Annotated in this window: 21 protein-coding genes; 15 read left to right on the plus strand and 6 right to left on the minus strand. The window is 45.9% G+C overall.

Annotation, left to right across the window (positions count from 1 at the left end; translation table 11 throughout):
* Positions 1–156: 156 nt before the first annotated feature.
* Together recA and MHN00_RS01505 are read right to left on the minus strand one after the other, a co-directional pair.
* Positions 157–1,203, minus strand: a complete 1,047-nt coding sequence (gene recA, locus MHN00_RS01500) for a recombinase RecA (protein WP_014948506.1) — start codon at positions 1,201–1,203, stop codon at positions 157–159.
* 120 nt (positions 1,204–1,323) lie between these two features.
* Positions 1,324–1,863, minus strand: coding sequence for a CinA family protein (locus MHN00_RS01505; RefSeq protein ID WP_239299977.1), 540 nt, complete (start codon positions 1,861–1,863; stop codon positions 1,324–1,326).
* 143 nt (positions 1,864–2,006) lie between these two features.
* Here MHN00_RS01505 and mutS point away from each other — a divergent pair, with 143 nt between their 5' ends.
* The 9 genes from mutS (at position 2,007) to MHN00_RS01550 (ending at position 15,319) form a co-directional block, all read left to right on the plus strand.
* A complete protein-coding gene (mutS, locus tag MHN00_RS01510; RefSeq protein WP_239300379.1) occupies positions 2,007–4,628 on the plus strand; it encodes a DNA mismatch repair protein MutS in 2,622 nt (873 codons plus the stop codon).
* Positions 4,629–4,784: 156 nt separating this feature from the next.
* The gene (locus MHN00_RS01515) at positions 4,785–6,416 is read left to right on the plus strand and encodes a CTP synthase (RefSeq protein ID WP_239299979.1); all 1,632 of its coding nucleotides are present in this window, start codon (positions 4,785–4,787) and stop codon (positions 6,414–6,416) included.
* A 59-nt stretch (positions 6,417–6,475) separates the two neighbouring features.
* On the plus strand, positions 6,476–7,768 hold the full coding sequence (gene eno / locus MHN00_RS01520; protein WP_239299981.1) for a phosphopyruvate hydratase: 1,293 nt from the start codon (positions 6,476–6,478) through the stop codon (positions 7,766–7,768).
* A 147-nt stretch (positions 7,769–7,915) separates the two neighbouring features.
* Complete coding sequence (locus MHN00_RS01525) at positions 7,916–8,650, plus strand: hypothetical protein (protein WP_239299983.1); 735 nt, start codon at positions 7,916–7,918, stop codon at positions 8,648–8,650.
* Positions 8,651–9,099: 449 nt separating this feature from the next.
* Positions 9,100–10,659 (plus strand): 2-isopropylmalate synthase, encoded by a 1,560-nt coding sequence (gene leuA, locus MHN00_RS01530; protein ID WP_239299985.1) that lies wholly within the window; start codon positions 9,100–9,102, stop codon positions 10,657–10,659.
* Positions 10,660–11,757 (plus strand): 3-isopropylmalate dehydrogenase, encoded by a 1,098-nt coding sequence (leuB, locus tag MHN00_RS01535; RefSeq protein ID WP_187446934.1) that lies wholly within the window; start codon positions 10,660–10,662, stop codon positions 11,755–11,757.
* 9 nt (positions 11,758–11,766) lie between these two features.
* Complete coding sequence (gene leuC / locus MHN00_RS01540; RefSeq protein WP_014975820.1) at positions 11,767–13,167, plus strand: 3-isopropylmalate dehydratase large subunit; 1,401 nt, start codon at positions 11,767–11,769, stop codon at positions 13,165–13,167.
* A 3-nt stretch (positions 13,168–13,170) separates the two neighbouring features.
* On the plus strand, positions 13,171–13,776 hold the full coding sequence (gene leuD, locus MHN00_RS01545) for a 3-isopropylmalate dehydratase small subunit (RefSeq protein ID WP_014948483.1): 606 nt from the start codon (positions 13,171–13,173) through the stop codon (positions 13,774–13,776).
* A 346-nt stretch (positions 13,777–14,122) separates the two neighbouring features.
* The gene (locus MHN00_RS01550; RefSeq protein ID WP_156077980.1) at positions 14,123–15,319 is read left to right on the plus strand and encodes an HD-GYP domain-containing protein; all 1,197 of its coding nucleotides are present in this window, start codon (positions 14,123–14,125) and stop codon (positions 15,317–15,319) included.
* Positions 15,320–15,408: 89 nt separating this feature from the next.
* Here MHN00_RS01550 and MHN00_RS01555 read toward each other — a convergent pair whose 3' ends face one another.
* Both MHN00_RS01555 and MHN00_RS01560 read right to left on the minus strand, forming a co-directional pair.
* Entirely contained in the window at positions 15,409–16,710 is a 1,302-nt protein-coding gene (locus MHN00_RS01555; protein ID WP_239299987.1) for a general secretion pathway protein GspB, read from the minus strand.
* Positions 16,703–17,614, minus strand: coding sequence for an AAA family ATPase (locus tag MHN00_RS01560; RefSeq protein WP_014948480.1), 912 nt, complete (start codon positions 17,612–17,614; stop codon positions 16,703–16,705). Before MHN00_RS01560 ends, MHN00_RS01555 begins: the two co-directional genes overlap by 8 nt.
* A gap of 220 nt (positions 17,615–17,834) precedes the next feature.
* On the opposite strand from MHN00_RS01560, the gene MHN00_RS01565 reads away from it, so the two are divergent.
* From MHN00_RS01565 to hemW, 6 genes are all read left to right on the plus strand, one after another.
* Positions 17,835–19,013: a CCA tRNA nucleotidyltransferase gene (locus MHN00_RS01565; RefSeq protein ID WP_239299989.1), complete on the plus strand. Its 1,179-nt coding sequence runs from the start codon at positions 17,835–17,837 to the stop codon at positions 19,011–19,013.
* Between the two features lie 13 nt (positions 19,014–19,026).
* On the plus strand, positions 19,027–20,061 hold the full coding sequence (locus MHN00_RS01570; RefSeq protein ID WP_239299991.1) for a WD40 repeat domain-containing protein: 1,035 nt from the start codon (positions 19,027–19,029) through the stop codon (positions 20,059–20,061).
* Between the two features lie 274 nt (positions 20,062–20,335).
* Positions 20,336–21,049, plus strand: a complete 714-nt coding sequence (locus MHN00_RS01575; RefSeq protein WP_239299993.1) for a hypothetical protein — start codon at positions 20,336–20,338, stop codon at positions 21,047–21,049.
* Between the two features lie 73 nt (positions 21,050–21,122).
* Positions 21,123–22,349 carry an ATP-dependent RNA helicase SrmB gene (srmB, locus tag MHN00_RS01580; protein WP_039224695.1) on the plus strand — a complete coding sequence of 409 codons (1,227 nt, stop codon included), beginning with the start codon at positions 21,123–21,125 and terminating at the stop codon, positions 22,347–22,349.
* A gap of 220 nt (positions 22,350–22,569) precedes the next feature.
* Complete coding sequence (locus MHN00_RS01585; RefSeq protein WP_239299995.1) at positions 22,570–23,172, plus strand: XTP/dITP diphosphatase; 603 nt, start codon at positions 22,570–22,572, stop codon at positions 23,170–23,172.
* Positions 23,165–24,304, plus strand: a complete 1,140-nt coding sequence (gene hemW, locus MHN00_RS01590) for a radical SAM family heme chaperone HemW (protein WP_239299997.1) — start codon at positions 23,165–23,167, stop codon at positions 24,302–24,304. Before MHN00_RS01585 ends, hemW begins: the two co-directional genes overlap by 8 nt.
* 101 nt (positions 24,305–24,405) lie before the next feature.
* On the opposite strand, the gene MHN00_RS01595 is transcribed toward hemW, so the two are convergent.
* Both MHN00_RS01595 and MHN00_RS01600 read right to left on the minus strand, forming a co-directional pair.
* A complete protein-coding gene (locus MHN00_RS01595) occupies positions 24,406–25,200 on the minus strand; it encodes a YggN family protein (RefSeq protein WP_014975812.1) in 795 nt (264 codons plus the stop codon).
* Positions 25,201–25,511: 311 nt separating this feature from the next.
* Positions 25,512–26,084, minus strand: a complete 573-nt coding sequence (locus MHN00_RS01600) for a DUF1566 domain-containing protein (RefSeq protein WP_080986373.1) — start codon at positions 26,082–26,084, stop codon at positions 25,512–25,514.

Genomic DNA, 26,084 nt, shown 5'->3' on the forward strand with positions numbered 1-26,084 from the left:
TTACAAATATTTATTACAGCATTCCTTGTTTTTATTTGTTGTACAAGTTTCAGCCTTGCATTAAGTGTTAGTAAATATTTCTTAATATACCCTTTGATGAAGCCATAAAAAAACCCACCAAGCGGTGGGTTCTTAATATGCGGTTAAGCGCTAATTTTACTCAGGAAGCACATCGTCTTCTTGCTGAGGTACCGCTTCCTCTGCTTTCATTGTTTTAGAAAGCAAAAGTTCTTGGCGGATCTTGGTTTCAATCTCGTTTGCGATCTCAGGGTTCTCTTTCAAGAACTTCATTACGTTCGCTTTACCTTGACCAATGCGGTCGCCCTTGTAGCTATACCAAGCACCCGCTTTATCAACTAGCTTTTGCTTAACACCAAGGTCGATAAGCTCAGCTTCTTTGCTGATACCTTCGCCGTAGCGGATCATAAATTCAGCTTGCTTAAACGGAGGTGCAACTTTGTTCTTCACTACCTTAACGCGAGTTTCGTTACCAACTACCTCGTCGCCTTCTTTCACTGCACCAATACGGCGAATGTCTAGACGAACAGAAGAGTAGAACTTAAGCGCGTTACCACCGGTTGTAGTTTCTGGGTTACCAAACATAACACCAATCTTCATACGAATTTGGTTAATGAAGATACACAGTGTATTTGAACGCTTGATGTTTGCAGTTAGCTTACGCAACGCTTGCGACATTAGGCGCGCCTGAAGACCAACGTGAGAATCACCCATGTCACCTTCAATTTCAGCTTTAGGTGTAAGCGCCGCTACCGAGTCAACAATAACAACATCTACCGCACCTGAACGTACAAGCATGTCGCAAATTTCTAGCGCTTGCTCACCAGTATCAGGCTGAGATACCAATAGTTCGTCGATGTTTACGCCTAGTTTTTCAGCATATACCGGGTCTAGTGCGTGTTCAGCATCAACGAAAGCACAGGTTTTACCCTTGCGCTGCGCTTCAGCAATAACTTGAAGTGTTAGCGTGGTTTTACCTGATGATTCTGGCCCGTAGATTTCAACAACACGTCCACATGGCAAACCGCCTATACCTAGAGCGATATCAATGGTAAGAGAGCCAGTAGAAATCGCTTCAATATCCATGGCTTGGTTATCGCCTAAGCGCATGATTGCGCCTTTACCAAATTGCTTTTCAATTTGGCCAACTGCGGCGGTTAAAGCTTTTGATTTGTTATCGTCCACGTATGTATCCTCTAGGATTTGCGGTTAAATTCTGTATTGGTGTTTTCCATATCTTGTATGAAATTACCAAATAATGATCACATTCTATACTGTACAAGCATACAGTTTCAACCAGTGTTTTTAATTTTCACTCAACATTTTAACTAAGTGAGTAATCGCAAAGCTAATAGCGTGTTGACGTACTTCGTCGCGATTGCCGCTAAACACCTGTTTAATTTGCGCTTCGTGTTCTCCACATAAAAAGCCGAACCATACCGTGCCCACTGGTTTTTCTTCGCTACCACCGCCAGGACCGGCAATGCCACTCACCGTTACAACAAGTTGCGCTCCGCTATTACGGCGCACGCCGTCTGCCATTTCAATTACCGTTTGCTTCGACACCGCGCCGGACTCTTTTAGCGTCTGCTCTGTTACGCCCAGTATGCTTTGCTTTGCGTCGTTTGAGTACGTCACCCAGGATTGGTTAAACCAATCAGAGCTGCCAGCCACACTGGTAAAAGCAAAAGCGATTCCTCCGCCTGTGCAGGATTCAGCGCTTGATACAGTCCAACCTTTTTCCCTTAGTGCGTCGCCTAACACCTGAACTTGCGCAGATAATGCGCTATCAAGCGTTAAAGGGGTGGCGTTTGCTGTCGAATCAGTTGAAAATGTTGTGCTCATTTGGATATACCTAATTACACCTGTTGTGCTTTATCAGATCTTCGCTTGATCTTAGTGGGCGTGAGTTTATCATTTATTCCCCTCAACAGGCATTAAACCCAGCAACAAATTCGCAGAGGCATTTTTTGGAATCACATACTCCTATGATGCGCCAATACCTGACTATTAAGGCGCAGCATCCGAATATTTTACTGTTTTATCGCATGGGCGACTTTTATGAGTTGTTTTACGACGATGCCAAAAAAGCTGCTGAATTACTGGATATTTCATTAACAGCCAGAGGAAAATCTGGTGGTGAACCCATTCCGATGGCAGGTGTGCCTTATCACGCGGTGGAAAGCTACCTGTCACGCTTAGTGAAAATGGGCGAGTCAGTAGCCATTTGCGAACAGGTAGGCGACCCAGCCACTAGTAAAGGCCCTGTTGAGCGCGCGGTACAACGTATTGTTACGCCCGGTACAGTCACCGACGAAGCGCTGTTAGAAGAACGTCGCGATAATATCTTGGCCGCCGTTTGTGGTCACAGTATGCACTATGGCCTGGCAACCCTAGATGTTACGAGCGGTCGTTTTGTTGTGTTTGAATGTGACAGCGATGAAAGCCTACTTGCTGAAATTCAGCGCATTAATCCAGCTGAACTGCTCTATCCTGAAGGATTTGAAAGCCTAGCATTAGTTGAAAACCGCAAAGGACTTAGACGCCGTCCTGAATGGGAATTCGACATTGATACCGCCACAGAGCAACTAAACGCGCAGTTTGAAACCAAAACATTAGATGGCTTTGGAATAAAAGGCGTCACTAAAGGCTTAGGCGCAGCGGGCTGCGTTTTACAATATGTAAAGGATACCCAGCGCACTGCTCTGCCTCACATTCGCCGCATTCAGACCGAACAGCAAGACAGCCGCGTGCAGCTTGATGCTGCCACCCGCAGAAACCTAGAACTTACCCATAATTTGTCGGGCGGACAGGAAAATACGCTGTTCAGCGTGATGGATACCACCACTACGGCCATGGGCAGTCGTATGCTACAGCGTGTTATTCACTCGCCTTTAACCGACCAGCATGAACTGCACAGCCGCTTAGATGCTGTTGAAACGTTTATTAATGATGACCCTGAAGATATTCGCACCGCGTTAAAGCACATTGGTGATATAGAACGTATTATGGCGCGCTTAGCCCTTCGTTCAGCGCGGCCACGGGACTTTGCTCGCCTAAAAAATGCGTTTAATGCGCTGCCTGACTTACAAGATGTCCTAGCTCGATTCGACACAGGCCAAATCAGAAGTATTAGCGAAACCATTGGCACTTACCCTGAGCTTCAAGCCCTGTTAAACGATGCCATTATTGATAACCCGCCAGTGGTAATACGGGATGGTGGCGTGATTGCCGAGGGCTACAACGCCGAACTTGATGAATTGCGCAAGCTATCACAAGGTGCTACCGACTACTTAGACGCTATGGAACAGCGTGAGCGCGAGCGCACCGGCATTTCTACGCTAAAAGTGGGCTATAACAAAGTTCATGGCTTCTTTATTGAAATTAGCCGGGCCAACAGTGCATTAGCGCCTGCTGAATATATTCGAAGGCAAACCCTTAAAAACACTGAACGTTATATAACGCCAGAACTTAAAGAGCACGAAGATAAAGTGCTAAGCAGTCAGGGTGCTGCACTAGCTCTTGAAAAGCAGCTTTACGAAGCCTTATTCGACAACTTTGCGCCACACTTAAACAACTTAATTGAAACTGCCGCGGCGCTAGCCAAGCTCGACGTTCTGTGCTGTTTTGCCGAACGCGCAGTCTCCCTTGATTGGTATCGACCTCACTTGAGTCAAGAATGTGCGCTTACTTATGATGCCGGCCGCCACCCTGTGGTTGAGAATGTAATGAAAGACCCCTTCATTGCCAACCCGCTACAGCTAGATACCGAGCGCCGCATGCTAATTATTACTGGCCCGAACATGGGCGGTAAATCAACTTACATGCGCCAAACAGCGCTGATTGCGTTACTAGCCTGTATCGGCAGTTTTGTGCCTGCAGAAAATGCACACATTGGAAAACTTGATCGCATCTTTACCCGTATTGGTGCATCAGATGATTTAGCCTCAGGTCGCTCTACCTTTATGGTTGAGATGACAGAAACGGCGAACATTCTAAACAATGCTACAGAAAACTCTCTGGTATTAATGGATGAAATAGGCCGAGGTACCAGTACCTATGACGGATTATCACTGGCGTGGGCATGCGCGAGTTATTTGGCAAAACAGTTAAATGCTTATACGCTTTTTGCCACGCATTACTTTGAACTAACTGAGCTTCCGGAAACGCAAAGTGGCGTAGTGAATGTGCACTTAGACGCGATGGAGTTTGAAGATACCATACGCTTCATGCACACCGTATCAGAAGGCGCGGCGAGCAAAAGCTTTGGTTTACAAGTTGCCCAACTTGCAGGCGTACCGAAGGCGGTAATAAAAGCGGCGCAACAGAAGCTTGCGGTGTTGGAATCATCACACCTTATGACCAGCACGGAAGATGGATCAGAGAACGCCAGCGATGAGTCTTTTGTAGCGAAGAGCTCGGTAAAAGGTGGAAATAAAACAAGCGCATCAGGTAAAGCCACATCAAATACCAAAGGCCAAGCTGAAATGCTGTTCCCTGATAAGCCGCACCCGGTAGTAGAAGCCCTTGAAAACTTGTCACCCGATGAGCTATCACCGCGCCAAGCGCTAGACCTTATCTACACACTTAAGCGCCTGAGCCAATCTTAAAGCAAGCTTAAGCGCGTATAAATTGCGCATCATGTGGGCAAATTGATTGTCTGCCCACATGAATTTGCGTATACTATCGCCCCGTCCAAAGTGTAGCTGGTTTTGTTCTAAACTCAGCCTATATTTACCATACAACCCAAACGTTCTAGGTTTCGCATGACAAATTATATTTTCGTCACCGGTGGTGTAGTTTCATCGCTAGGTAAAGGTATTGCTGCAGCATCGTTGGCCGCAATTCTGGAAGCTCGCGGTCTCACCGTAACCATGTTAAAACTCGACCCTTACATCAATGTCGACCCAGGCACTATGAGCCCTATCCAGCATGGTGAAGTATTTGTTACCGATGACGGCGCTGAGACCGACCTTGATCTTGGTCACTATGAGCGTTTTATTCGCACCCGCATGACTAAGCGCAACAACTTCACTACCGGCCGTGTATACGAAGAAGTGTTAAAGCGCGAGCGTCGCGGTGATTACCTTGGCGCAACCATTCAGGTTATTCCTCATATCACCAATGAAATTAAGCGCCGCGTAATTGAAGGTGCTGAAGGTCACGATGTAGCTATTGTTGAAGTAGGCGGAACCGTAGGTGACATCGAGTCACAACCTTTCTTGGAAGCAATTCGTCAGCTAGGTACCGAAGTAGGCCGTGAACGCGCTATGTTCATGCACTTAACGCTTGTACCTTATATGCCAGCATCAGGTGAAGTAAAAACTAAGCCTACGCAGCACTCGGTAAAAGAGCTTCGCTCAATTGGTATTCAACCAGACATTCTCGTTTGTCGTTCAGTAGGTGCATTGCCGGCTAGTGAGCGCTCGAAAATCGCTCTATTCACAAACGTTGCTGACAAAGCCGTTATTTCTTTGAAAGACGTAGACAGCATTTACCGCATCCCTGCTGCACTTAAAGCACAAGGCATGGATCAGCTAGTTGTAGACCGCTTCGGTCTTGAGTGTGAAGAAGCCGACTTATCTGAGTGGGAACAAGTACTTTACGCAGAATCAAACCCTACTGCTGAAGTTAACATTGGCATGGTAGGCAAGTATGTTGAATTACCTGACGCTTATAAGTCTGTTAATGAAGCGCTTAAGCATGCTGGCCTTAAAAACCGTCTAACTGTGAACATCCACCACATTGACTCACAAGACGTGGAAAGCAAAGGTACCCAAATTCTAGAAAAACTAGATGCTATCTTGGTGCCTGGCGGCTTTGGTGAGCGCGGTATAGAAGGCAAAATTGCTGCTGCGCGTTATGCTCGTGAAAACAAAGTCCCTTATCTTGGCATTTGCTTAGGTATGCAGGTAGCACTTATCGAATTCGCTCGTAATGTTGCGGGTATGGAAAACGCGAATAGCACAGAGTTTGACTCTGAAACCCCTTACCCTGTAGTCGGCCTTATCACTGAGTGGTTAGATGCTGCAGGAACAACTGAAACTCGTACAGAAAACTCAGATCTTGGCGGTACCATGCGTCTAGGTAGTCAGCTATGTCACCTTATTGAAGGTACAAAAGTTCATGAGATGTATGGTAATGCCGAAATTTATGAGCGTCACCGTCACCGTTACGAAGTAAACAACAACCTGCGTGACCAAATTGAAGCTGCAGGATTGAAAGTAAGTGGTTTGTCCACTGACAAGCGACTTGTAGAAGTGGTGGAAATCCCTGATCATCCTTGGTTCATTGCGGGCCAATTCCACCCTGAGTTCACATCAACTCCTCGGGATGGACACCCATTATTCACTGGTTTCGTTGCTGCGGCAGGAAAATACCAGAAAGAAAATCACTAATTTCTAATAAAAGGGGTGCTCTCTCCCGTTGCGCCCCATTCAATTGTTGAGGAAAAAACATGGCGAAAATTAGTCGCATTATCGGACGCGAAATCTTAGATTCACGCGGAAACCCTACCGTAGAAGCAGATGTATACTTAGAATCAGGCGTAATGGGCCGTGCTGCAGCACCATCTGGTGCATCTACTGGTAGCCGCGAAGCACTAGAGCTACGCGACGGCGACAAGTCTCGTTACCTAGGTAAAGGTGTAACAAAGGCAGTTGCAGCAGTTAACGATACCATCGCGCCAGCGCTTATCGGTAAAGACGCACTAGCGCAAGCTGATATCGACGGCATCATGATTGACCTTGATGGCACAGAAAACAAAGAAACCCTTGGTGCGAACGCAATTCTTGCAGTTTCTCTTGCTGTAGCTAAAGCGGCTGCGGCGGAAAAAGGCGTAGCGCTTTACGAGCACATTGCAGACCTAAACGGTACATCTGGCCAATACTCTATGCCAGTACCTATGATGAACATCATCAACGGTGGTGAGCACGCTGACAACAACGTAGACATTCAAGAGTTCATGGTACAGCCAGTTGGCGCGAAGAGCTTCAAAGAAGCACTACGTATGGGTGCAGAAATCTTCCACGCTCTTAAGAAAGTACTGTCTGCTAAAGGCCTTAACACAGCGGTTGGTGATGAAGGTGGTTTTGCCCCTAACCTTAGCTCAAACGCTGAAGCGCTTGCAGTAATCGTAGAAGCCGTTGAAAACGCTGGCTACAAAATGAATGAAGATATTACCCTTGCACTAGACTGCGCGGCGTCTGAATTCTATAAAGATGGCAAATACGTACTATCTGGCGAAGATAAGAGCTTCGATTCAGAAGCGTTTGGCGACTACCTTGCTGACCTTTCCTCACAATACCCAATTGTATCTATTGAAGACGGCCTAGACGAGAGCGACTGGGACGGCTGGGCAAGTCTAACTAAGAAGATTGGTGACAAAGTGCAGCTAGTTGGTGACGACTTGTTTGTAACTAACACTAAAATTCTTAAGCGCGGTATTGATAACGGTATTGGTAACTCAATCCTTATCAAGTTCAACCAAATCGGTTCACTAACTGAAACCCTTAACGCTATTAAAATGGCAAAAGATGCGGGCTTTACGGCAGTTATCTCTCACCGTTCTGGTGAAACTGAAGACGCCACTATTGCCGACCTAGCAGTAGGTACAGCGGCGGGCCAAATCAAGACGGGTTCACTATGCCGTTCTGACCGTGTTGCTAAGTACAACCAATTACTTCGCATTGAAGAAGCACTAGGTGACGCTGCAACTTACAAAGGCCGTAGCGAAATCAAAGGCCAATAATTGACGCCTGAGATTATGATGAAAAGCCGCTTTCTATAGCGGCTTTTTTTGTGTCTATTTTTTCGCATTGTTTAATGAAACCGTGTAGCAACAAGCGCTTAATCTTGCTAGGGTTAAATAACTTTAGACAGGTATTTGATAATCCCGATGGCTTCAGGCGACAAACTTTCCCACTCTTTACCCAGCGCCCAAGTTGGCTTTTTCAGTGAAGCTGGTGAACTCGGCGGAAGCCACCCTCAATTCAATGAAATATGTACTGCTCTGTATGAAAGAGAAATCGTCTCTCTAGCTCATAGCGAGATAAAAAATCTATCGCTGCTAAAGCGTCGAATGGGCGGACTTCCCTATCACGTGAAAGCTATTGCTCGATATATGGTAAATAACGGCAGCTCAAACAATCCATCCCCACTAAAAACAGATACACATAATGGAAGTTGGTATGCCAAGCAATCTGCAAAGTGCCCCGGCATTAATCATTTAGACGATGTAGAGAAGCGAGAAGCCTGGTATACGAAAAACGCTAGGTATGGTCTTGTTGTACCTGTTTTAATTTTAAATATGGAAGGTTCTCACATTGAGCTTGATTCCATTGATATGGTAAATCAAGACAATACCCAGCTCCATCTGAACAAAAATGGATGGTTTGCTAACTCGGGTGAATGCATTCACTCAACAACACTACGCGATGAATTGGAAGCGGCTACGGCACTTTCAGTTCAAAGCAAAATACTATTGCGGCCTTCAAAGGCGATAATGACAGCTGCATGCTGTGGCCACGCATGGAGCTTTAAATCCAAGCGTTCACCCCGTGCCTTATCCCTTCGCGAAATGCGCTTATCTACTCAAATCAATTGGAAGAACTTTACGTTGCTTAGCAGATAACAAGGCCCACGCAGAATAAAAACCCACCTAAACTGCATAAGTAACCACAACACACATTTCATCTATATAGTTAAAATTAGTACGAACATCCTAATCAACCCTACAGTTAAAACTCAAAGTCCTTCGAAATGACAGATATTGCTAGCCAAGCTCACTGATAACGAAGAGTATTAGGATGCACATCCTAAATAATCAAAAGAAAGCATTTATACACGAAAAATATACTCATTATCGTAAACAATGGTTGACCTCTTCATGCCACATGGGTACATTGTCGCTATCAACTTGGTCAGCAAAGAAACAACAGCTCATGCGTATTCGTTTCCTTCTTCTATCTCTACTCCTTATGGCAGCCAGACTGCACGGGTAGATTGCGACCAGCGATTTAATTTCACAAAAACCCGTGCCAAGCACGGGTTTTTTTTTAACTATTCAACTGAGAGAGCGTCATGACAAATCAAGTGAAGATCTTTGATACCACATTGCGAGACGGTGAGCAGGCCTTACCTGCAAGCCTAAGTGCCAAAGAGAAATTGCAGATCGCGCTGGCGCTCGAACGGTTAGGCGTAGACATTATCGAAGCTGGCTTTCCTGTCTCTTCTCCAGGCGATTTTCGCTCTGTACAAATGATTGCAAAAGAAGTTAAGAACTCTATCGTTTGTGGCCTATCTCGCGCATTGCCGGGTGACATTGATGCATGCGGACAAGCATTAAGCGTTGCTGAGCAATTCAGAATTCACACCTTCATCGCAACGTCAGAGATTCACGTAGGTGCCAAGCTTCGCAAGTCACAAGATGAAATTGTCGATATGGCCGTAGCCGCGGTGAAACATGCGCGTAAATATACTGACGATGTAGAGTTTTCCTGTGAAGATGCGGGGCGTACCCATATCGATTACCTATGTCGAATGGTTGAAGCCGCTATTAACGCCGGCGCAACGACGGTAAATATTCCGGACACCGTAGGCTATACAACACCTACAGAGTTTGGCGGTATTATTCAGCAATTGTTTAATCGCGTTCCAAATATCGATAAAGCAACCATTTCTGTGCATTGTCACAACGACTTGGGCTTAGCGGTAGCAAATTCATTAGCAGCTGTTGAGCAAGGTGCTAGACAAGTTGAATGTACGATAAATGGTATTGGCGAGCGTGCTGGTAATGCTTCACTTGAAGAAATTGCTATGATCTTGCAAACCCGTAAGAACATGTTGGGCTTTGAAACTGACATTAATTCTACCGAAATATCGCGCACATCTAAGCTAGTCAGCCAGCTTTGTAACATGCCAGTTCAATCAAACAAGGCCATTGTTGGCGCGAATGCGTTTAGCCATTCATCTGGTATTCACCAAGACGGTGTCTTAAAAGCGCAAAATACCTATGAAATCATGACCCCAGAAAGTGTGGGCATTAATAAGAACAACCTAAACTTAACGTCTCGCTCTGGCCGTCATGTGATTAAACATCGCTTAACCGAACTTGGCTATAAAACCGAAGACTATGACTTAGAAGCGGTGTATGACGCATTCTTAAAGTTAGCGGATAAAAAAGGCCAAGTATACGATTACGACCTTGAAGCCTTGTTGTTCTTCGATAAGCAAAAGCACGACCAAGCACACTTCCAGTTGCTTTATCTTCAAGCTAATTCAGGCCGTGAAATCATTCCAAGTGCTACCGTTAAAATGAAAGTGGGCACTGAAGAGATTACCCAGTCTAGTATTGGAAACGGCCCGGTAGATGCGGCTTATAAGGCCATCATGTCTATACTAGGTCACGAAGATTTAGAAGTTGTCGACTTTAAATTAGATTCAAAAGGTGAAGGTGCCGACGCTTTGGCGCAAGTGAGCGTTATCGCTACATATAAAGGCCGTCGTTTCCATGGAATCGGCTTGGCTACAGATATTGTGGAAGCCGGCGTTAAAGCCCTTATCTTTGTATTAAACAACACATATTTAGCCGATCAAATTGATCAGCAAAAAAATCAACAAGAACGCGTTGCAGGAGTATAAATGAGCCAGTATTCAATTGCCGTATTAGCCGGAGACGGTATCGGCCCAGAAGTTATGCAGGAAGCCAATAAGGTTTTAGATGCTGTTGAAAAGAAGTTTAACGTCACCCTCAACCGTACTGCATATCCTGTAGGTGGCTACGCCATTGATACTGAAGGCGAAGCGCTACCCTCAAAAACGCTTTTGGGCTGTGAGCAAGCCGATGCGATCTTGTTTGGCAGTATCGGTGGCCCTAAGTGGGACACCTTGCCGTTAGAGCAACGTCCTGAGCGTGCCGCACTACTTACCCTTCGCAGTCATTTTGACCTGTTCAGCAACTTGCGCCCAGCTCGCATTTATCCGGGCCTTGAAAGCCTGTCTCCCCTTCGTGAAGACATTGCTAAATCAGGCGTAGATGTTTTGGTAGTGCGCGAGTTAACCAGCGGTATCTACTTTGGTCAGCCGAAGGGCCGAGAAGGTGAAGGCGAAGAAGAATTCGCGTATGACACTATGCGCTACAGTAAACGTGAAATTCGCCGTATTGCTATTGCAGCGTTTGAAGCAGCACAGAAGCGTCGCGGCAAAGTGACTTCAGTAGACAAAGCTAACGTACTGGTAACCAGTCGTTTATGGCGTGAAATTGCTGAAGAAGTCGCAAAAGACTATCCAAATGTAGAACTTGACCATATCTACATCGACAATGCCACTATGCAAATAATGAAGAACCCAGCGCAGTTCGATGTGATGCTGTGTTCAAACCTTTTTGGCGATATCGTTTCTGATGAATGCGCTATGATGACGGGCTCTATGGGCTTGTTGCCATCGGCAAGCATGAACGAGGAAGGCTTTGGCCTTTATGAGCCAGCAGGCGGTTCGGCCCCAGATATTGCAGGCCAAGGCATTGCTAACCCTATCGCACAAATTTTATCGGCCGCCATGATGCTGCGTTTCAGCATGAACTTGAATGATGCTGCCGACGCAATTGAAAAGGCAGTAGTGGCAACGCTAGAAGCAGGTGTACTTACAGGCGAGTTACTTCCTTCTGACAAACGCAGCCAAGCGGCAAGCACGTCACAAGTGGGCGATGAAATCGTTAAACAATTAATGGCGCAGGAGTAAAACAACCTCATGGCCAAGACCTTATATGACAAAGTGTGGCAAGCCCACATTATTGACCAAATCGGTGAAGACAGCTTAATTTATATCGACCGTCACTTAATTCATGAAGTAACGTCACCTCAGGCATTCGCTGGCCTTAATGAAAAAGGCCGTAAAGTACGACGCCCTGATCGCACGGTTGGTACTATGGATCACAGCATTTCAACCCGTTCATTGGCAATTGATGCCTGTGGACCAGCCAATGCGCTTCAGCTACAAACCTTGGCAAAAAACTGTGAAGAACACGGCATTCAGCTATTTCCAGTGGGCCACCAAAAGCAAGGTATTGTGCACGTTATGGGCCCTGAATTAGGTCTAATTCAGCCTGGTATGACGGTGGTGTGTGGTGACTCACACACTGCAACCCACGGTGCATTTGGTGCGCTGGCATTTGGTATTGGTACCTCTCAGGTAGAGCATGTATTGGCCACGCAAACGTTGAAACAAAGCCGCGCGAAAAGCATGCTTATCAACGTAAATGGCAAGCTTCCTGTCGGTATTACCGCAAAAGACATTATTCTTGCCATTATCGGCAAAATTGGCCACGCTGGCGCTACTGGCCATGTTATCGAATACGCAGGTGAAGCTATCCGCGGTTTGAGCATGGAAGAGCGCATGACGGTGTGTAACATGAGTATTGAAGCTGGCGCGAAAGCTGGCCTTGTTGCACCAGACGAGAAAACCTTCGCCTACCTTGAAGGCCGCGAATACGCACCTAAGGGTCAAGACTGGGAAGACGCTGTCGCTTATTGGAAAACCCTTTATACCGAAGAGGGCGCAACCTTTGACACTGTGGTTGAACTTGAAGCGGCAGATATCGCTCCTCAGGTTACGTGGGGCACTAACCCAGGCCAGGTTATTGGCGTAAACACACCGGTACCTGCCCCTGAAGACTTCAGTGACCCGATTGAAAAAGAGAGCGCAGTAAAAGCACTAGAGTATATGGGCTTGAAACCTGGTGAAAAGCTTGCCGATATTGCAGTAAACCACGTATTTATCGGCTCGTGTACCAACGGTCGAATTGAAGATATGCGTGCAGCAGCACAAATCGCCAAGCGCGGTAAAGTCGCCGATTCAGTAACAGCTATTGTTGTTCCGGGGTCTGGTAATGTTAAACGCCAAGCTGAAGCAGAAGGCTTAGATAAAATCTTTATCGATGCTGGCTTTGAGTGGCGTTTGCCAGGCTGCTCTATGTGCCTTGGTATGAATGACGACAAGCTAGTGGCAGGCGATAGATGTGCCTCTACCAGTAACCGTAACTTTGAAGGCCGTCAAGGCCGTGGTGCGCGCACTCACTTGGTAAGCCCAGCAATGGCTGCCGCTGCTGCAATTACCGGTCGCTTTGCTGACGTTAGAGATTATCAGGAGTAACTTATGTCTGAACAAGGTTTTACACAACACACAGGCATTGCTGCGCCGCTTGATCAGGCCAATGTCGATACCGACCAAATTATTCCAAAGCAGTTTCTAACTGGCGTAACACGTGCTGGCTACGGCAAACATTTGTTTCACGACTGGCGTTATTTGGATTTAGAAGAGAAAGAGCCAAACCCAGCGTTCGCGCTGAATAAGCCTGAGCACAAAGGTGCGAGTCTGTTGCTAGCTCGCGAAAACTTTGGTTGTGGATCAAGCCGAGAACACGCGCCGTGGGCACTTGCCGACTTTGGATTTAAAACGGTTATTGCCACCAGCTTTGCTGATATTTTTTACGGCAACTGCATTAATAATCAGCTAGTGCCTGTGGCATTATCAAGCGAGCAAATGGACGCTTTGTTTGCTGCAGTGAAGGCAGACCCGGCAACTAAGATCACCGTTGATCTTCCAGCGCAAACAGTAAGTTTTAACGATACAAGCTTCAGCTTCGATATTGCTGAGCATCACAAAAACAACCTTATTAAAGGCTTAGATGCTATCGGTCAAACCCTTGAACTCACAAGTGCTATAGAAGCCTTCGAAGATAAACAGCCCGCGTGGTTGTAAAAGCGTGGGGCTTTAGCGCTTAACAACGCCCTAGCATGACACATGGGTGCTGTCGCGAGATGGCACCCTGTTTATTTCTCTCATCTATGCCTCTACCTTAACTTCGCATCAAGACGCCTAATACCAATCCGCAATAAAAATATCAGTTCACTTGATTTGAGCCATAAGCAACTTCTCGGCACATTTACACTTCACGCGTTTTCTCACGAATTCGGTAATCCTACATTCACCGACTCTAGCTATACTAAAGACTAATAAACTCCTCACTTTTTTCACTGGAATATCGTACTATTCGTTTCTATTGTAATTGAAGGCTATGGCAACGTTGTGCCTCACAGGAGAGATAATGCTAGAACAGGTACCCATTGATGATTTGCAGCCAGGAATGTACGTCAATCAAGTACTTGAACAAACAGGTTCACTTAAAATGCGCTCTAAAGGCATTGTGAAAACCCAAGCCATTATTGATAGTCTAAAATCGAAAGGTATTTTAAGCGTCGAAGTAGATCTTGCGAAATCTAAGCTGCCCGAGCCAGCTGTGCCACCCGAGCCAGCTAAAGAAAAAGAGCCTGAAGTGACTAAACCGGTTGTTAAGCCAGTGGGTCGTGATTCAATTAACGAAGCCAACGAGCTTTACAGCAGCGCAATTGCCATTCAAAGCAGCTTTTTAAAGTCGCTTAAAAATGGGGCGGTAAAAGATTTGTCTCCCATGGAGTCGCTGTCGCAAAGCCTTATTGAAAGTGTTTTTGATAACAAAGACGCACTAAGCTGCCTGACCATGATCAAGGATACCGACCAGTACCTTCTTGAGCACAGTATTAATTGCAGTGTACTAAGCGGCATTTTCTGCGAGTTTCTTGGCTATGACAGAGATACCACAGAACAAGTGAGTTTAGGTGCCCTATTGATGGATATCGGCATGTCTTCCCTGCCAGATGAAATTCGCAATAACACAGGCGAATTTTCTAGTGATGATTGGGAAGTGATGAAAACTCACGTTGAAATTGGTGCTGACCTAGTTGAACAGTGTGGCGATATTTCTGACCTATCGCTACGCATCATTGAAGAGCACCACGAGCGCGTCGATGGAAGTGGCTACCCGAGAGGATTGGTTGGTGACGAAATCTCAGAGTTCTCGCGTATTGCTGCCATTGTGGATGCATACGATGCCATGACATCTAATCGTACGCACAAAAACAGTATCACGCCTACTCAGGCGCTAAAGCGACTAACTGCGACAGAGAACTTAGACCAAGAATTGGTAAAACAATTTATCCAGTGTATTGGCGTGCACCCTGTTGGCTCCTTAGTGAGGTTAAAGAGCGGTAAATTAGGTATTGTTAGCAAGATCAACCCTAAAGACCCCGTAAGCCCTCACGTTATGACCTTTTACAGCGTGACGTCGCAGCATTTCAATGAAGTGAAACGCGTTGATTTAAGTCAGTACGACGATGAGATTGTGTCAGGCGTTCGCCCCGAAGAGTTTAGTTTGAACTTACCAAAATTCTTTAAAGACGTTTTCATCAATCAGATGCCGCTGTAGAAAACACAGTTTAACCAGCGAGAGGCCCTTTTTTTAAAGGGCCTTTTTTGTATTTATTGTTAGTGTTTTTTGGAACTAACAGATAGTAATTACCAATCGGTTAATGCTGCCATAGTAAAAATCTCATCTTCGAAAGCAAGCACCACACGTTGCGCTTCAATATTGACGATTTGCACTCTATCAGCAATCCAGTCGCCCTCACCTATTTGACGGCCATTGACTCTCACCCATCTATCGGCAGGACGAGACGCATACATATGCGCGCTAAAGTTCATGGTTGGCAGTCGTGTTAACAAGCGAACGGGTAACTGATCTACACGGGGTAGTTCGTCTTTAACCGTCACCCTTGTTTGCTCTTCAGCGGGTGTATTATCTTGTGCCTTTGAGTCTAGCGCTTCAACGGCAGCATTAAAACGGGCCATGAGTTCTGGTGACACGGATACGTCAGATTGAGACGTAGTTTCATTTAATACTCTCCCTTCATAATTCCCTGAAGTCTCAGTTTGTCTTGTATCCATTGAAGAGCTACGCTCATATCCACTACTTGGCTCGGCGCTAGAACGTTGGGAGACGTCGTTATTGTAGCGATTCTGAGTACCTGTTGTGTTTGGGTTTGTATTTGTGATTGGGTTTGTATTTGGAACTGCACCTAAATCAGTATTTTGCGTTGCAGCTAAGTTGCCAACAGACTGGTTATTTACCATAGCGTTCGCTTGCGTGCCTTGCTGAGCTGCAACGCCGTTACTAACGTTGGCATTTACCGCTGTGTTAGCAGTTTCATTTAAACCTGCGCTTTGCCCACTTCCCTGAATGTTAGAAGATACCTGTTCACTTTTGTGGCTTGAAGTGCCTGGTGCTTCATTACTACTTTGCGTGGTCGTAAGCGCTGAAGCGCCTCCGCTTGCTTCAACCTGTGAAACTGAGCTTTCAGAGTCTGCCACCGGTACAGAAGCGGGTGCAGTTAGCATTGGCCACCAGCGTTTTGCCGTAGCGGCGGAAAAGCCAATGCATAAACCGCCAAGAATAACGACGGCAAAAAGCGCAACTTGCTTGGTATAAAGCTTCCATGCTGACGGAAGCCCTTCCACTGTGGGTAAGAACAAGCTTCGATTAAACTGCTCGTTTAGGGATTTATCAAATTTGGCGGTAGTGTCGTGCTCGCCCCGAAGCAAAGCTTGGGTCTGAGTTCTATGATGAACTGTCGGCGCTATTTCCACGGTTTGCTCAGGGTCTATTTCGACCTCTTGCACGCCCATTTCAGACAAGCCCTGCACCATAGCATCGCTTGTCACTAAACCTGACTTTCTAATTTTAACTGGCCCATTTTGCTTGGTAATTTGAACAATCACCATACCGGGCATTAAATTTTCAATGGCAACGATATTAGACATACAAACTCCCTAACCCGTAGCCGAATATGATGGCCAAAACAAACGCCGATGCGAGATACCATTTACGCTGGCTTTGCACGCGCTGACTGACAACATCTTCACCTAGAATTTGCTCTGCCGCGGCCAAGAATATAGGCTTTTGCACAACCGCATGCTGCTTAGTAAAAGATAAGGTTAACGCTCGGTCGCACAGCAAATTAATTACCCTTGGAATCCCACCAGTAATTTGATGCACCGCACGCAATGTAGACTTACTGAAAATACTGATATCACCTTCAGCCACGCTTAAGCGGTGTGCTATGTAAGCACTAACTTCAGGCGCAGTTAAGGGCAGCAGATGATAACGAGCGGTAATGCGTTGAGCCAGCTGACGTAATTCGTTACGCTTTAACAACTGCTGTAATTCAGGCTGACCTATCAATACCACCTTTAACAGTTTTTCACGATTCGTTTCTAGGTTGGTCAATAAACGAAGTTGTTCTAGTACTTCGGGCAACAGATGCTGCGCTTCATCAACCATTAGTACCGTATTCATGCCTGACTGATGATTCTCTGCTAACTTAGACAAAATCAAATCGGTGAAATACTTAAGGCTTGCTTTTTCAGGTGTATAAGCCAAGCCTAGCTCATCACAAACCGTTGCTAATAGCTCAAGGGCGGATAAGGTAGGATTCAAAATCATGGCTACCTGCGTATTATCGGGTAGCTGCTGCAACAGTTTTCTCGATACCGTTGTTTTTCCCGTGCCCACTTCTCCGGTGAGCATTACAAAACCACCGCTTTCTCTGAGGCCAAAGGTCAAATGGGCCAAAGCCTCTTTGTGCCTTGGACTCATATACAAATAATCGGGGTTAGGCGCAATCGAAAAAGGATTGTCATTTAACCCGAAGTAGTTCAAATACATGGTTGCTGAAGCGCCTATCTGTTTTAATTTTTAACGACGATTAAACTACCAGACGCAACCTTGAAGTGAAAGCGCATAACGATGTGGCTACGAATTTTATTTGTAACATTGCTATACTGCGCCTCTGTTACCTTGGGAAGGTTGATTTTCGTTACACGTCAAAAGTCGATGTATTCCCAATCTAAAAAAGTATTACTGACTAAAAAATCGTTGGAAGAGCATGCAAGTATATCTCGTTGGTGGCGCAGTGCGTGACGCACTGTTAAACAGAAAAGTTGTTGAACGCGACTATGTCGTGGTGGGCGCCACGCCAGAAGAAATGCTCAGCCAGGGTTTTACCCAAGTAGGCAAAGACTTCCCTGTTTTTTTACACCCTAAAACACAGGAAGAATACGCACTTGCACGTACAGAACGTAAGTCAGGAAAAGGTTACACCGGTTTTGTGTGCGATGCGTCAAGCTCAGTCACGTTAGAAGAAGATTTGTTACGCAGGGACCTTACCGTTAACGCGATAGCGCAAGACAACCTTGGAAACCTTATCGACCCCTATGGTGGTAAAAAAGATTTAGAAAGCCGTCTACTTCGCCACGTATCTGAAGCCTTTAGTGAAGACCCTTTACGCGTATTTCGCGTTGCTCGGTTTGCCACCCGCTATGCTTATTTGGGGTTTACTATCGCCACTGAAACCATGGCTCTTATGCAGTCTATGGCGCAAAGCGGCGAGCTAAGCACGCTAAGTGCAGAGCGGGTATGGCAAGAAACAAAGCGCAGTCTTTTAGAGAAAACACCGCATGTTTTTTTCACTGTATTAAACCAAGCCCATGGCCTCAATGACTGGTTTACTGAGCTTGAAAGAAACGTAGATACTGCTCTGGAAACGTTAAAAACGGCGGTAGCACTAGAAAAGGCTGAAAACGAAAGCGTTGTTAAATACACGGGTTCAGAAACCCCATTACCTGAAAGTAGCGATTCAGAAACCGCTAGGCTGATAACAAGGTTTACTGCCCTGCTCACTCACCTTAATGAGGAAGAAGCGAAACAGTTATGCAGTCGGCTCAAAGTGCAAAACCAAGTTAGTGAAATCGTCAGCCTTGCCTGCAAATTCAAAGGCTTTCTTTTGAACGCGCAGAACTCGCCCGCCGATTTACTTGCCCTGTTCAATGGCTGTGATGCGTGGCGTAGAGAGGAACGTTTCACATTATTACTTAGCGCTTTTGCGCCTTATGCTCATAACAAGGGCATAGATTGGCAACGCCAACGAAAGCGCATTGAAAATGCATTATCAGCCGCCAACCAAGTGAACGTGCAAGATATCATTGCCACGGGCGTTAAAGGCCCTGGAATAAAAGACGCGCTTAACCGGGCAAAGCTATCCGCTATTGCCTCTATTAATACATAATTGTGCTAAAGCAATGATCGAAAGAAAAACGTACGGACGCTTTCTCTCACCTTTAGCGTCACCACTTTTTTATTTACTTTTCACCGTTCTCCTTGCGCTTTTTGGTTGCACTGAAGAGACGCGCGTATTACCTGTTCACGAGTTTCGCTTTACCCAAGAGCCAGTGAGGAAAGCTGCGCTTTCGGAGGATGCCCGTCTTGCGGCATTCATTTTTGACGACTCCTCGGTGTCTGTTTGGGATGTTGATGAAAAACGAGAGCGCTACAAATGGCACAGTGACGTGCTTGATGAAGAGTCACTGCACCTCATTACGTTTTCCAAAGACAAGGCATGGTTAGCGCTCACAGGCTATTGGAGCACTACACTGATTAACTTGCACTCAGGTGATGTGGTAGGTAGTTGGCATTTTAGTGGTAAAGATCCCGGCGCCACAGCGTCATCAACTTCCCTATCTCACCATGGTGACAGCGCACTAGTTGGTATGACCGATGGTACCGTATTGCTACTAAATTTTGATAACGGCACTGCATTGCAATACCAGCACAATACAATGAAAGTGCTTCATGTAGGCTATTTTTCTGATGACTATGCGTTTTCTGGAGGGATAGATAAGCGCTGGTTTCTATGGGATTTAGACAAAAACGATGTGTTGCTGGAAAGGCAATATCGCAGTCGAGTTACCGCTTCAGTGCTAGACAATAGAGCTCAGCGAGCTTTTATATCCGATGCGCTGAACAGCCACGAAATTATTGATCTCGCCACCCATGAAGTGATGTCTGAACTACAATTTATGGAACGTTTCCGCTTTTTCCGAAAAGGGTTATTTTTAGAAAACGGTGACTACCTAATGACAACATCACCCAAATCAGTGGTAACGCTATGGCATGCTAACTCTGGCGAAGAGATAGCCTCATGGGAAATTAAACGCTACTCAAGCGAAGCCACCACTCACGCTATGACACTGAACGAGGATGGTGATGTTGTTACCCTCTCCTCTGATGGCGTGCTTCAAAGCTGGGATTACCGCGCACTGGTTACACCACTGTGATATACCTAATGCCGATACCGTCCCTCACAGCCTTTGTCCCACCTTTTTGCTAACAAGTTTTCGTTTACACAACTTAAGCATATCGCTATTATCTAACTTAGATTACAAATGTAATCCTTAACTATATTTGTGCGTTCTTGTGCAACAGTTGCTCGCTAGTTATTCGTTGCTTGTTCGCAGCTCGTTAAATAACAGCTTCAAAGCGCGCTTCGCTTTAAACAAACGATTCGCCCTTTTAAATGAAAAAATCTGGCATCGGCTTGGAGATTCTTAAGTGAAAAAAACAATAATAACGTACCTTATAACTTTAGCTTTTACCCTTGTAGTTAGTGGATGTGCAAGCCCCCCAACCGTCTACCTTTATGGCAAATATCTTGAGCCGTCCAAAGTTCAAGCCTTATCTGAACAGTTAACGGATCAAGGCTTGAATGTTGAAGTGAACGACTTTGATTTTCCTACATCCGTGTCTACAAATACGTTGCTCTATTCATTGCTGCTACAATCACCAGAAGCAATCGACAATACCACTAGCATCGCAGAGCATGCGGGTTACTCTATAAACCGTGTCCAATCGCTCACTCAAGGCAATCATTGGTATACTAAAAACTCTTTGGCGCTGTTCGTGTTTCCTGACGGCAATCGCCCCCACGGAACCCTCCTTGCCCAAGATCTTATCCATAGCTATATCGCCAATGGATGTGGTAACGGCGAGCGCCTCACGCTGTATAAAGACGGTACGTATACCCTCACACTTCAAACGCCCACATCTTCAGAAGATGTAAAGGGTAAATGGAAGTATCGCCAGTTTCCTTACCTAGAGCTTCAAGAACCAAATTCACCGTACGCCAACTACTACTTCGAAATTTCACGGGTTGTAAGTGAGGATAAAGTGAGTAAGCTCGATTTAACGCACTTGCACTTACTTAACGCCAACAGTACCAACCCGTTAGCGTCAGAATGTGTATTTACCTACGGTGTGCGAATTTAACGCCAGTTTTTCTCAATGTTTTGGTATAGCAATGCTACAATACGCCCCATTCATTTAGAGCGTTTTTTATACTATGACTTTCGAAGAACTCGAATTAGACGAAGCACTGTGTCACGCAGCTGCCGATATGGGGTTTGAAACTCCAACTAGCATTCAAGAACTGGTTATCCCGCATGCGTTGGATGGACGAGATATCTTGGCCTCTGCTCCTACAGGTACGGGTAAAACAGCCGCTTTCTTATTGCCTGCATGCCAGTTTTTACTTGATTATCCGCGCAGACAGCCTGGTGCTACACGTATTTTGATCCTAACGCCTACCCGCGAGTTAGCGCTACAGGTTTACGAACAAGCCCTAGCCATAACAAAGCATACACAAATTGTGTGCGGGGTAATAACCGGTGGTATTAACTACGGTACCGATAAAGAAACCTTAAGCAAGAATCTCGATATTCTTGTGGCCACGCCAGGTCGTTTGCTTGAGCATATCGAAAAAGAAGCCGCAGATTGCCGTGATATCGAGTGTTTGATCCTTGATGAAGCTGACCGCATGTTGGATATGGGTTTCTCAACGGTAGTTAACCAAATTGCTGCCGAAGCGCGCTGGCGCAAGCAAAACCTATTGTTCTCAGCCACGCTTGAAGGCAAAGGCGTTAAGACTTTCGCTCATGACATTCTTAACAATCCTGAAGTGATTGAAGCGAACCCATCGCGCAAAGAGAAGAACAAAATTCATCAGTGGTATCACCTTGCTGACGACATGAATCACAAGCAAGCTTTGCTGGTGAATATTTTGAAGCAAGAAACCACGACGTCAGCGGTTGTGTTTGTGAAAACCCGTGAACGCCTGCAAATGCTAAAGGACTTCTTAGCCTCGAGAGACATTCCAGTGTGCTGGCTACAGGGTGAAATGCCACAAGACAAACGTATTGCAGCGCTAGCCCGTTTCAAAAGTGGTGAGGTACCTATCTTGCTGGCAACGGATGTTGCTGCCCGTGGTATTGATGTGCCTAACGTAAGCCATGTTATTAACTTCGACATGCCGCGCAAAGCCGACGTTTATGTTCACCGCATTGGCAGAACCGGCCGCGCTGGCGCCAAAGGTACTGCTATATCTTTGGTTGAGGCCCACGATTTTGACATGGTAGCCAAAACCGCACGTTACATGGGCGAACCACTTAAAGCTCGCGTTATTGACGAGCTACGCCCCAAAAACAAAACGCCTAAAATTGGCCCGAAAAAGAAGAAAGTGAAGGCCAAAGACAAAGCCAAGGCAAAAGCTAAGCCTAAAAAGAAAAAGTAAAACTTGAGCACGTAGAGGGTGAGCGATGCGATGGCCGAAGGTTGGGAGTGGCTTTCGCAAACACGCGGTAAACACATCCATGTGCGCTCCGCTGCCGCATCCCTGCGGCAGAGGGTTTGCTCAAACCACTCCCAACGTTCGTCCTGAATAACCTAAAGTAACCCGATGAATGTGTTTGAGCTTATTTCAGGAGCAAAGAAAAAACGAGGAGTCTGGCACCATGAAATTCCCAGAAAAAATTGTTTTAGCCACAGGTAACCAAGGCAAGGTGCGTGAGTTTGCATCTTTATTTGCAGATTACGGCGTAGACGTTGTGGCGCAAAAAGAATTAGGTGTATCTGATGTGCCTGAAACAGGCACAACATTCGTTGAAAATGCCATTATTAAAGCGCGTCATGCGGCACAAGTAACAGGCCTTCCTGCTATTGCTGACGACTCTGGCCTAGTGGTTGACGCCCTTGGCGGTGCACCCGGTATCTATTCAGCCCGCTATGCTGGCGCTGATGCAACTGATGACACCAATATCGACAAGCTATTAGCTGCCCTAGATGGCGAAACCCAGCGTAAAGCGCATTTCTTCTGTACATTAGTGTTTATGCGCCATGCTGACGACCCAGTACCATTAGTTAGCCAAGGTAAATGGCAAGGCGAAATTTTAACTGCTCGCTCTGGTAACGACGGTTTTGGTTACGACCCAGTATTTCACGTGCCAACTCATGGCTGCACTGCGGCAGAAATGGAGAAAGCCGAAAAAAACCGTATTAGCCATCGCGGCAACGCCTTAGCGATTTTGCTTGATAATATGAGAGCGACTTTTGCGTAATCCGCCGCTTAGCCTTTATATCCACATTCCTTGGTGTGTTCAAAAGTGTCCGTACTGTGATTTTAACTCTCACGGGCTTAAATCTGATTTACCCGAGAAAGAATATGTGGCGCACCTGCTGGACGATTTAGCCATTGATGCCAAACGCATTGGCGACCGCCCTGTTGAGACAATCTTTATAGGCGGTGGCACGCCCAGTTTGTTTTCAAGCGAGGCCATGGCTGACATCTTAAACGGCGTCAAACAGCGGGTTAACTTAAGCGACACTGCTGAAATAACCATGGAAGCCAACCCAGGCACCGTCGAGGCAGGTAAGTTTGCGGGCTTTTATCAGGCAGGCGTAAACCGAATATCGGTGGGCATTCAAAGCTTTCAGCCGAAGCATTTAAAAGTGCTAGGCCGTATCCACGATGAGAGCCAAGCTGAAAATGCGGTAAAACAAGCACACAGCGCAGGGCTACCTACGTTTAATTTAGATCTCATGCATGGTCTACCTGAACAAAGCGTAGAGAATGCTATGGCAGATTTGAAGCAAGGCATTGAGCTCGATCCTTACCACTTGTCGTGGTACCAGCTTACCATCGAACCAAACACGCCTTTCTATTCAAAGCCGCCAGAACTGCCAGACGACGACATCCTGTGGGAAATACAGGAAAAAGGCCACAGCCTCTTAGAGCGTGCAGGCTATCACCAGTACGAAATTTCAGGCTACGCCAAAGCCGGGCACCAATGCCGCCATAACCTTAATTACTGGCGCTTTGGCGACTATTTAGGCATTGGCTGTGGTGCCCACGGAAAGATTACCGATGCAACGAATGGCACAATTCACCGTACCGTTAAAGTGAAGCATCCAAGAGGCTATATGGAAATGAGCCGCCCGTATTTAGATACGCAAACGCTGGTTAGTGCAGACGACCTACCGTTTGAGTTTTTTATGAATAGGTTTCGTTTAGTTGAGCCTTGCCCGATGAGTGATTTTAGTGACTTCACAGGTACTGAGTTAACGGATGACGTTAAACGCGCACTGTCTGATGCTCATCACCAAGGGCTGCTTTCTATTTCAGATAATCACTGGCAGGTAACTGCTAAAGGCCGTAGATATCTCAACTCTCTGCTGTCGTGCTTCGTATAATCTTGCCCATTTGAGCCAACCAAAAAGCTAGATCAAAAAAGCCTGCTCACGCAGGCTTTTCAGTCTTTAACCAGAATTAGTACACGTAATACTTATTTCAACTAGTTTTCACTCTTATCATGTCGCGTAATGATATTGTAAGGCTTGAATGCAGGCACACTTGCTCGAAGGTTCTCTTCCGCTACGTCTAAGCGTTTGAGCTTTTCACAAAACCACTCTGCCTTTTTACGCAATGTGGTGGCTTTATCACCCACATCAAGATGCTCGCCCACGTTATTAAGCTGACGAGTAATTTCCGCTACTTTCTCTTGATTTACTTCGCCACTTCCGGTGTTAATGCCGCTGATTGCCGATAATATACCGCCAACAGAGGTAGAAATTGCTTCCTCAAGCTGTGCTTCAATTTCACTATCCACAAATTCATCAACGCTTTCCAGTGATCCTGGGCCAATAAAATAATGATTACTGGCATGCCTGAATTTATCTTTCACGCGGTTTTGAACTCGCTTCATAGCAGCATTCAAACGCTCGTAGCTGTCGTGATCACTGCCTACTAAGCCTAAGTAAACATGCTCAATGGTATCAATAGCTAAATCTACACCTTCAGTGGCCAAAATAATCATTTTTGGTACTACATAGTGTAACCCTGAAGAATACTCTTCTAGCCACTGCCGTTCTTGCTCATTCAAGGTTTGCCAACGTCCACCTACAAATAGCTGGTTTTGGTCATTAATCTGAACTACGGTGCGGGTTTTATCCATTACGCGAAGCTGTTCGTTATTAACGGCAATACCGTAAGCAAAATCGATATTACAGGTATATTCAGCCTGCGCCGATGTGCTAAGTCCAGCGAATAAACAAATTGTAAAAAGGGCAGCCTTAAGGCTCGATATCATTTTCATACCAACATTGTGGCTAGCTTACTGGGAAATAAAAAGCCATCATGAGTCTAACGTGCTAAAAATCAGGTTGAACATGTCGATATTATCAATCTACTCAAAACGCTGGTTGATACTAGGGCCTGTAGACTTTTGTTATTCACCAAAGGTCAACAGGCTCTAAGCAAGAGTGTCGATTTTCTTTAAAATTGACGTTCAAACCAAAAAAACAAAGCACGCATTATAGAGCGTGCTTTGTTGATAAAAAGTCTAAGGGTCAGATACTAGACGAAAGACTAATACGAAGCGGTGTAGATCTTTATCTACACCTATTCGTTGGTGTAGGTGCGCACCAGTCGAACGTAAATGAAACGGTCTTTCTCTTTAATCGAATGGCTCGCATTAAAGAACGCAACAACCCAGGCTCTGTCTGGATCATCTGCCGAAGGGGTAGAAGTCCAAAAATCATCCGGAGGCGTAGCTGGGAAAAGGGAGCTATTAATCGCCGGGCGTACGCAGTCGCGTTCCGTTAAGGTGGCCAACTCTTTAACGTTGGGCAAGCGCCATCCTAGCAGGTCTTCGTTACTCGCCTGCTGCGCAAGTTGTAGCGCCTGCTGCCACGTATACTTCACCGCTTCACCACTGCATGTTGAGCCGTCCCAAGTTTGCCCTTCGGAACATCGTCTCCATACTAAATCTGTGGTGGTATCCAACAAAGTACTGGTAGTCACTGCTTCAAAATTATCGTTGGGCGTGGTTTCTAGTCCGTCAGACAGACACTCTTGGGCGAAAGCTGAAAGCGATGCACTAGCAAGCAACGTCGAGGTTGCAACCATTTTGAGTGTAGTTAGCACTGCGCTTTTTAGTACGCGTTGAGCGGATTTATTAACTTTATTGCTCAT

This window comes from Alteromonas sp. Cnat2-8, assembly GCF_022348355.1.
Lineage (GTDB): Bacteria > Pseudomonadota > Gammaproteobacteria > Enterobacterales > Alteromonadaceae > Alteromonas > Alteromonas macleodii.

Coding starts and splice junctions, on each gene's coding strand:
- leuB (WP_187446934.1), top strand. CDS start 10,660: ATGAGCCAGTATTCAATTGCCGTATTAGCCGGAGACGGTATCGGCCCA.
- MHN00_RS01515 (WP_239299979.1), top strand. CDS start 4,785: ATGACAAATTATATTTTCGTCACCGGTGGTGTAGTTTCATCGCTAGGT.
- leuC (WP_014975820.1), top strand. CDS start 11,767: ATGGCCAAGACCTTATATGACAAAGTGTGGCAAGCCCACATTATTGAC.
- MHN00_RS01550 (WP_156077980.1), top strand. CDS start 14,123: ATGCTAGAACAGGTACCCATTGATGATTTGCAGCCAGGAATGTACGTC.
- MHN00_RS01585 (WP_239299995.1), top strand. CDS start 22,570: ATGAAATTCCCAGAAAAAATTGTTTTAGCCACAGGTAACCAAGGCAAG.
- MHN00_RS01560 (WP_014948480.1), bottom strand. CDS start 17,614: ATGTATTTGAACTACTTCGGGTTAAATGACAATCCTTTTTCGATTGCG.
- MHN00_RS01570 (WP_239299991.1), top strand. CDS start 19,027: ATGATCGAAAGAAAAACGTACGGACGCTTTCTCTCACCTTTAGCGTCA.
- leuD (WP_014948483.1), top strand. CDS start 13,171: ATGTCTGAACAAGGTTTTACACAACACACAGGCATTGCTGCGCCGCTT.
- MHN00_RS01525 (WP_239299983.1), top strand. CDS start 7,916: ATGGCTTCAGGCGACAAACTTTCCCACTCTTTACCCAGCGCCCAAGTT.
- srmB (WP_039224695.1), top strand. CDS start 21,123: ATGACTTTCGAAGAACTCGAATTAGACGAAGCACTGTGTCACGCAGCT.
- eno (WP_239299981.1), top strand. CDS start 6,476: ATGGCGAAAATTAGTCGCATTATCGGACGCGAAATCTTAGATTCACGC.
- mutS (WP_239300379.1), top strand. CDS start 2,007: ATGATGCGCCAATACCTGACTATTAAGGCGCAGCATCCGAATATTTTA.
- MHN00_RS01565 (WP_239299989.1), top strand. CDS start 17,835: ATGCAAGTATATCTCGTTGGTGGCGCAGTGCGTGACGCACTGTTAAAC.
- MHN00_RS01505 (WP_239299977.1), bottom strand. CDS start 1,863: ATGAGCACAACATTTTCAACTGATTCGACAGCAAACGCCACCCCTTTA.
- MHN00_RS01595 (WP_014975812.1), bottom strand. CDS start 25,200: ATGATATCGAGCCTTAAGGCTGCCCTTTTTACAATTTGTTTATTCGCT.
- MHN00_RS01555 (WP_239299987.1), bottom strand. CDS start 16,710: ATGTCTAATATCGTTGCCATTGAAAATTTAATGCCCGGTATGGTGATT.
- leuA (WP_239299985.1), top strand. CDS start 9,100: ATGACAAATCAAGTGAAGATCTTTGATACCACATTGCGAGACGGTGAG.
- MHN00_RS01600 (WP_080986373.1), bottom strand. CDS start 26,084: ATGAGCAATAAAGTTAATAAATCCGCTCAACGCGTACTAAAAAGCGCA.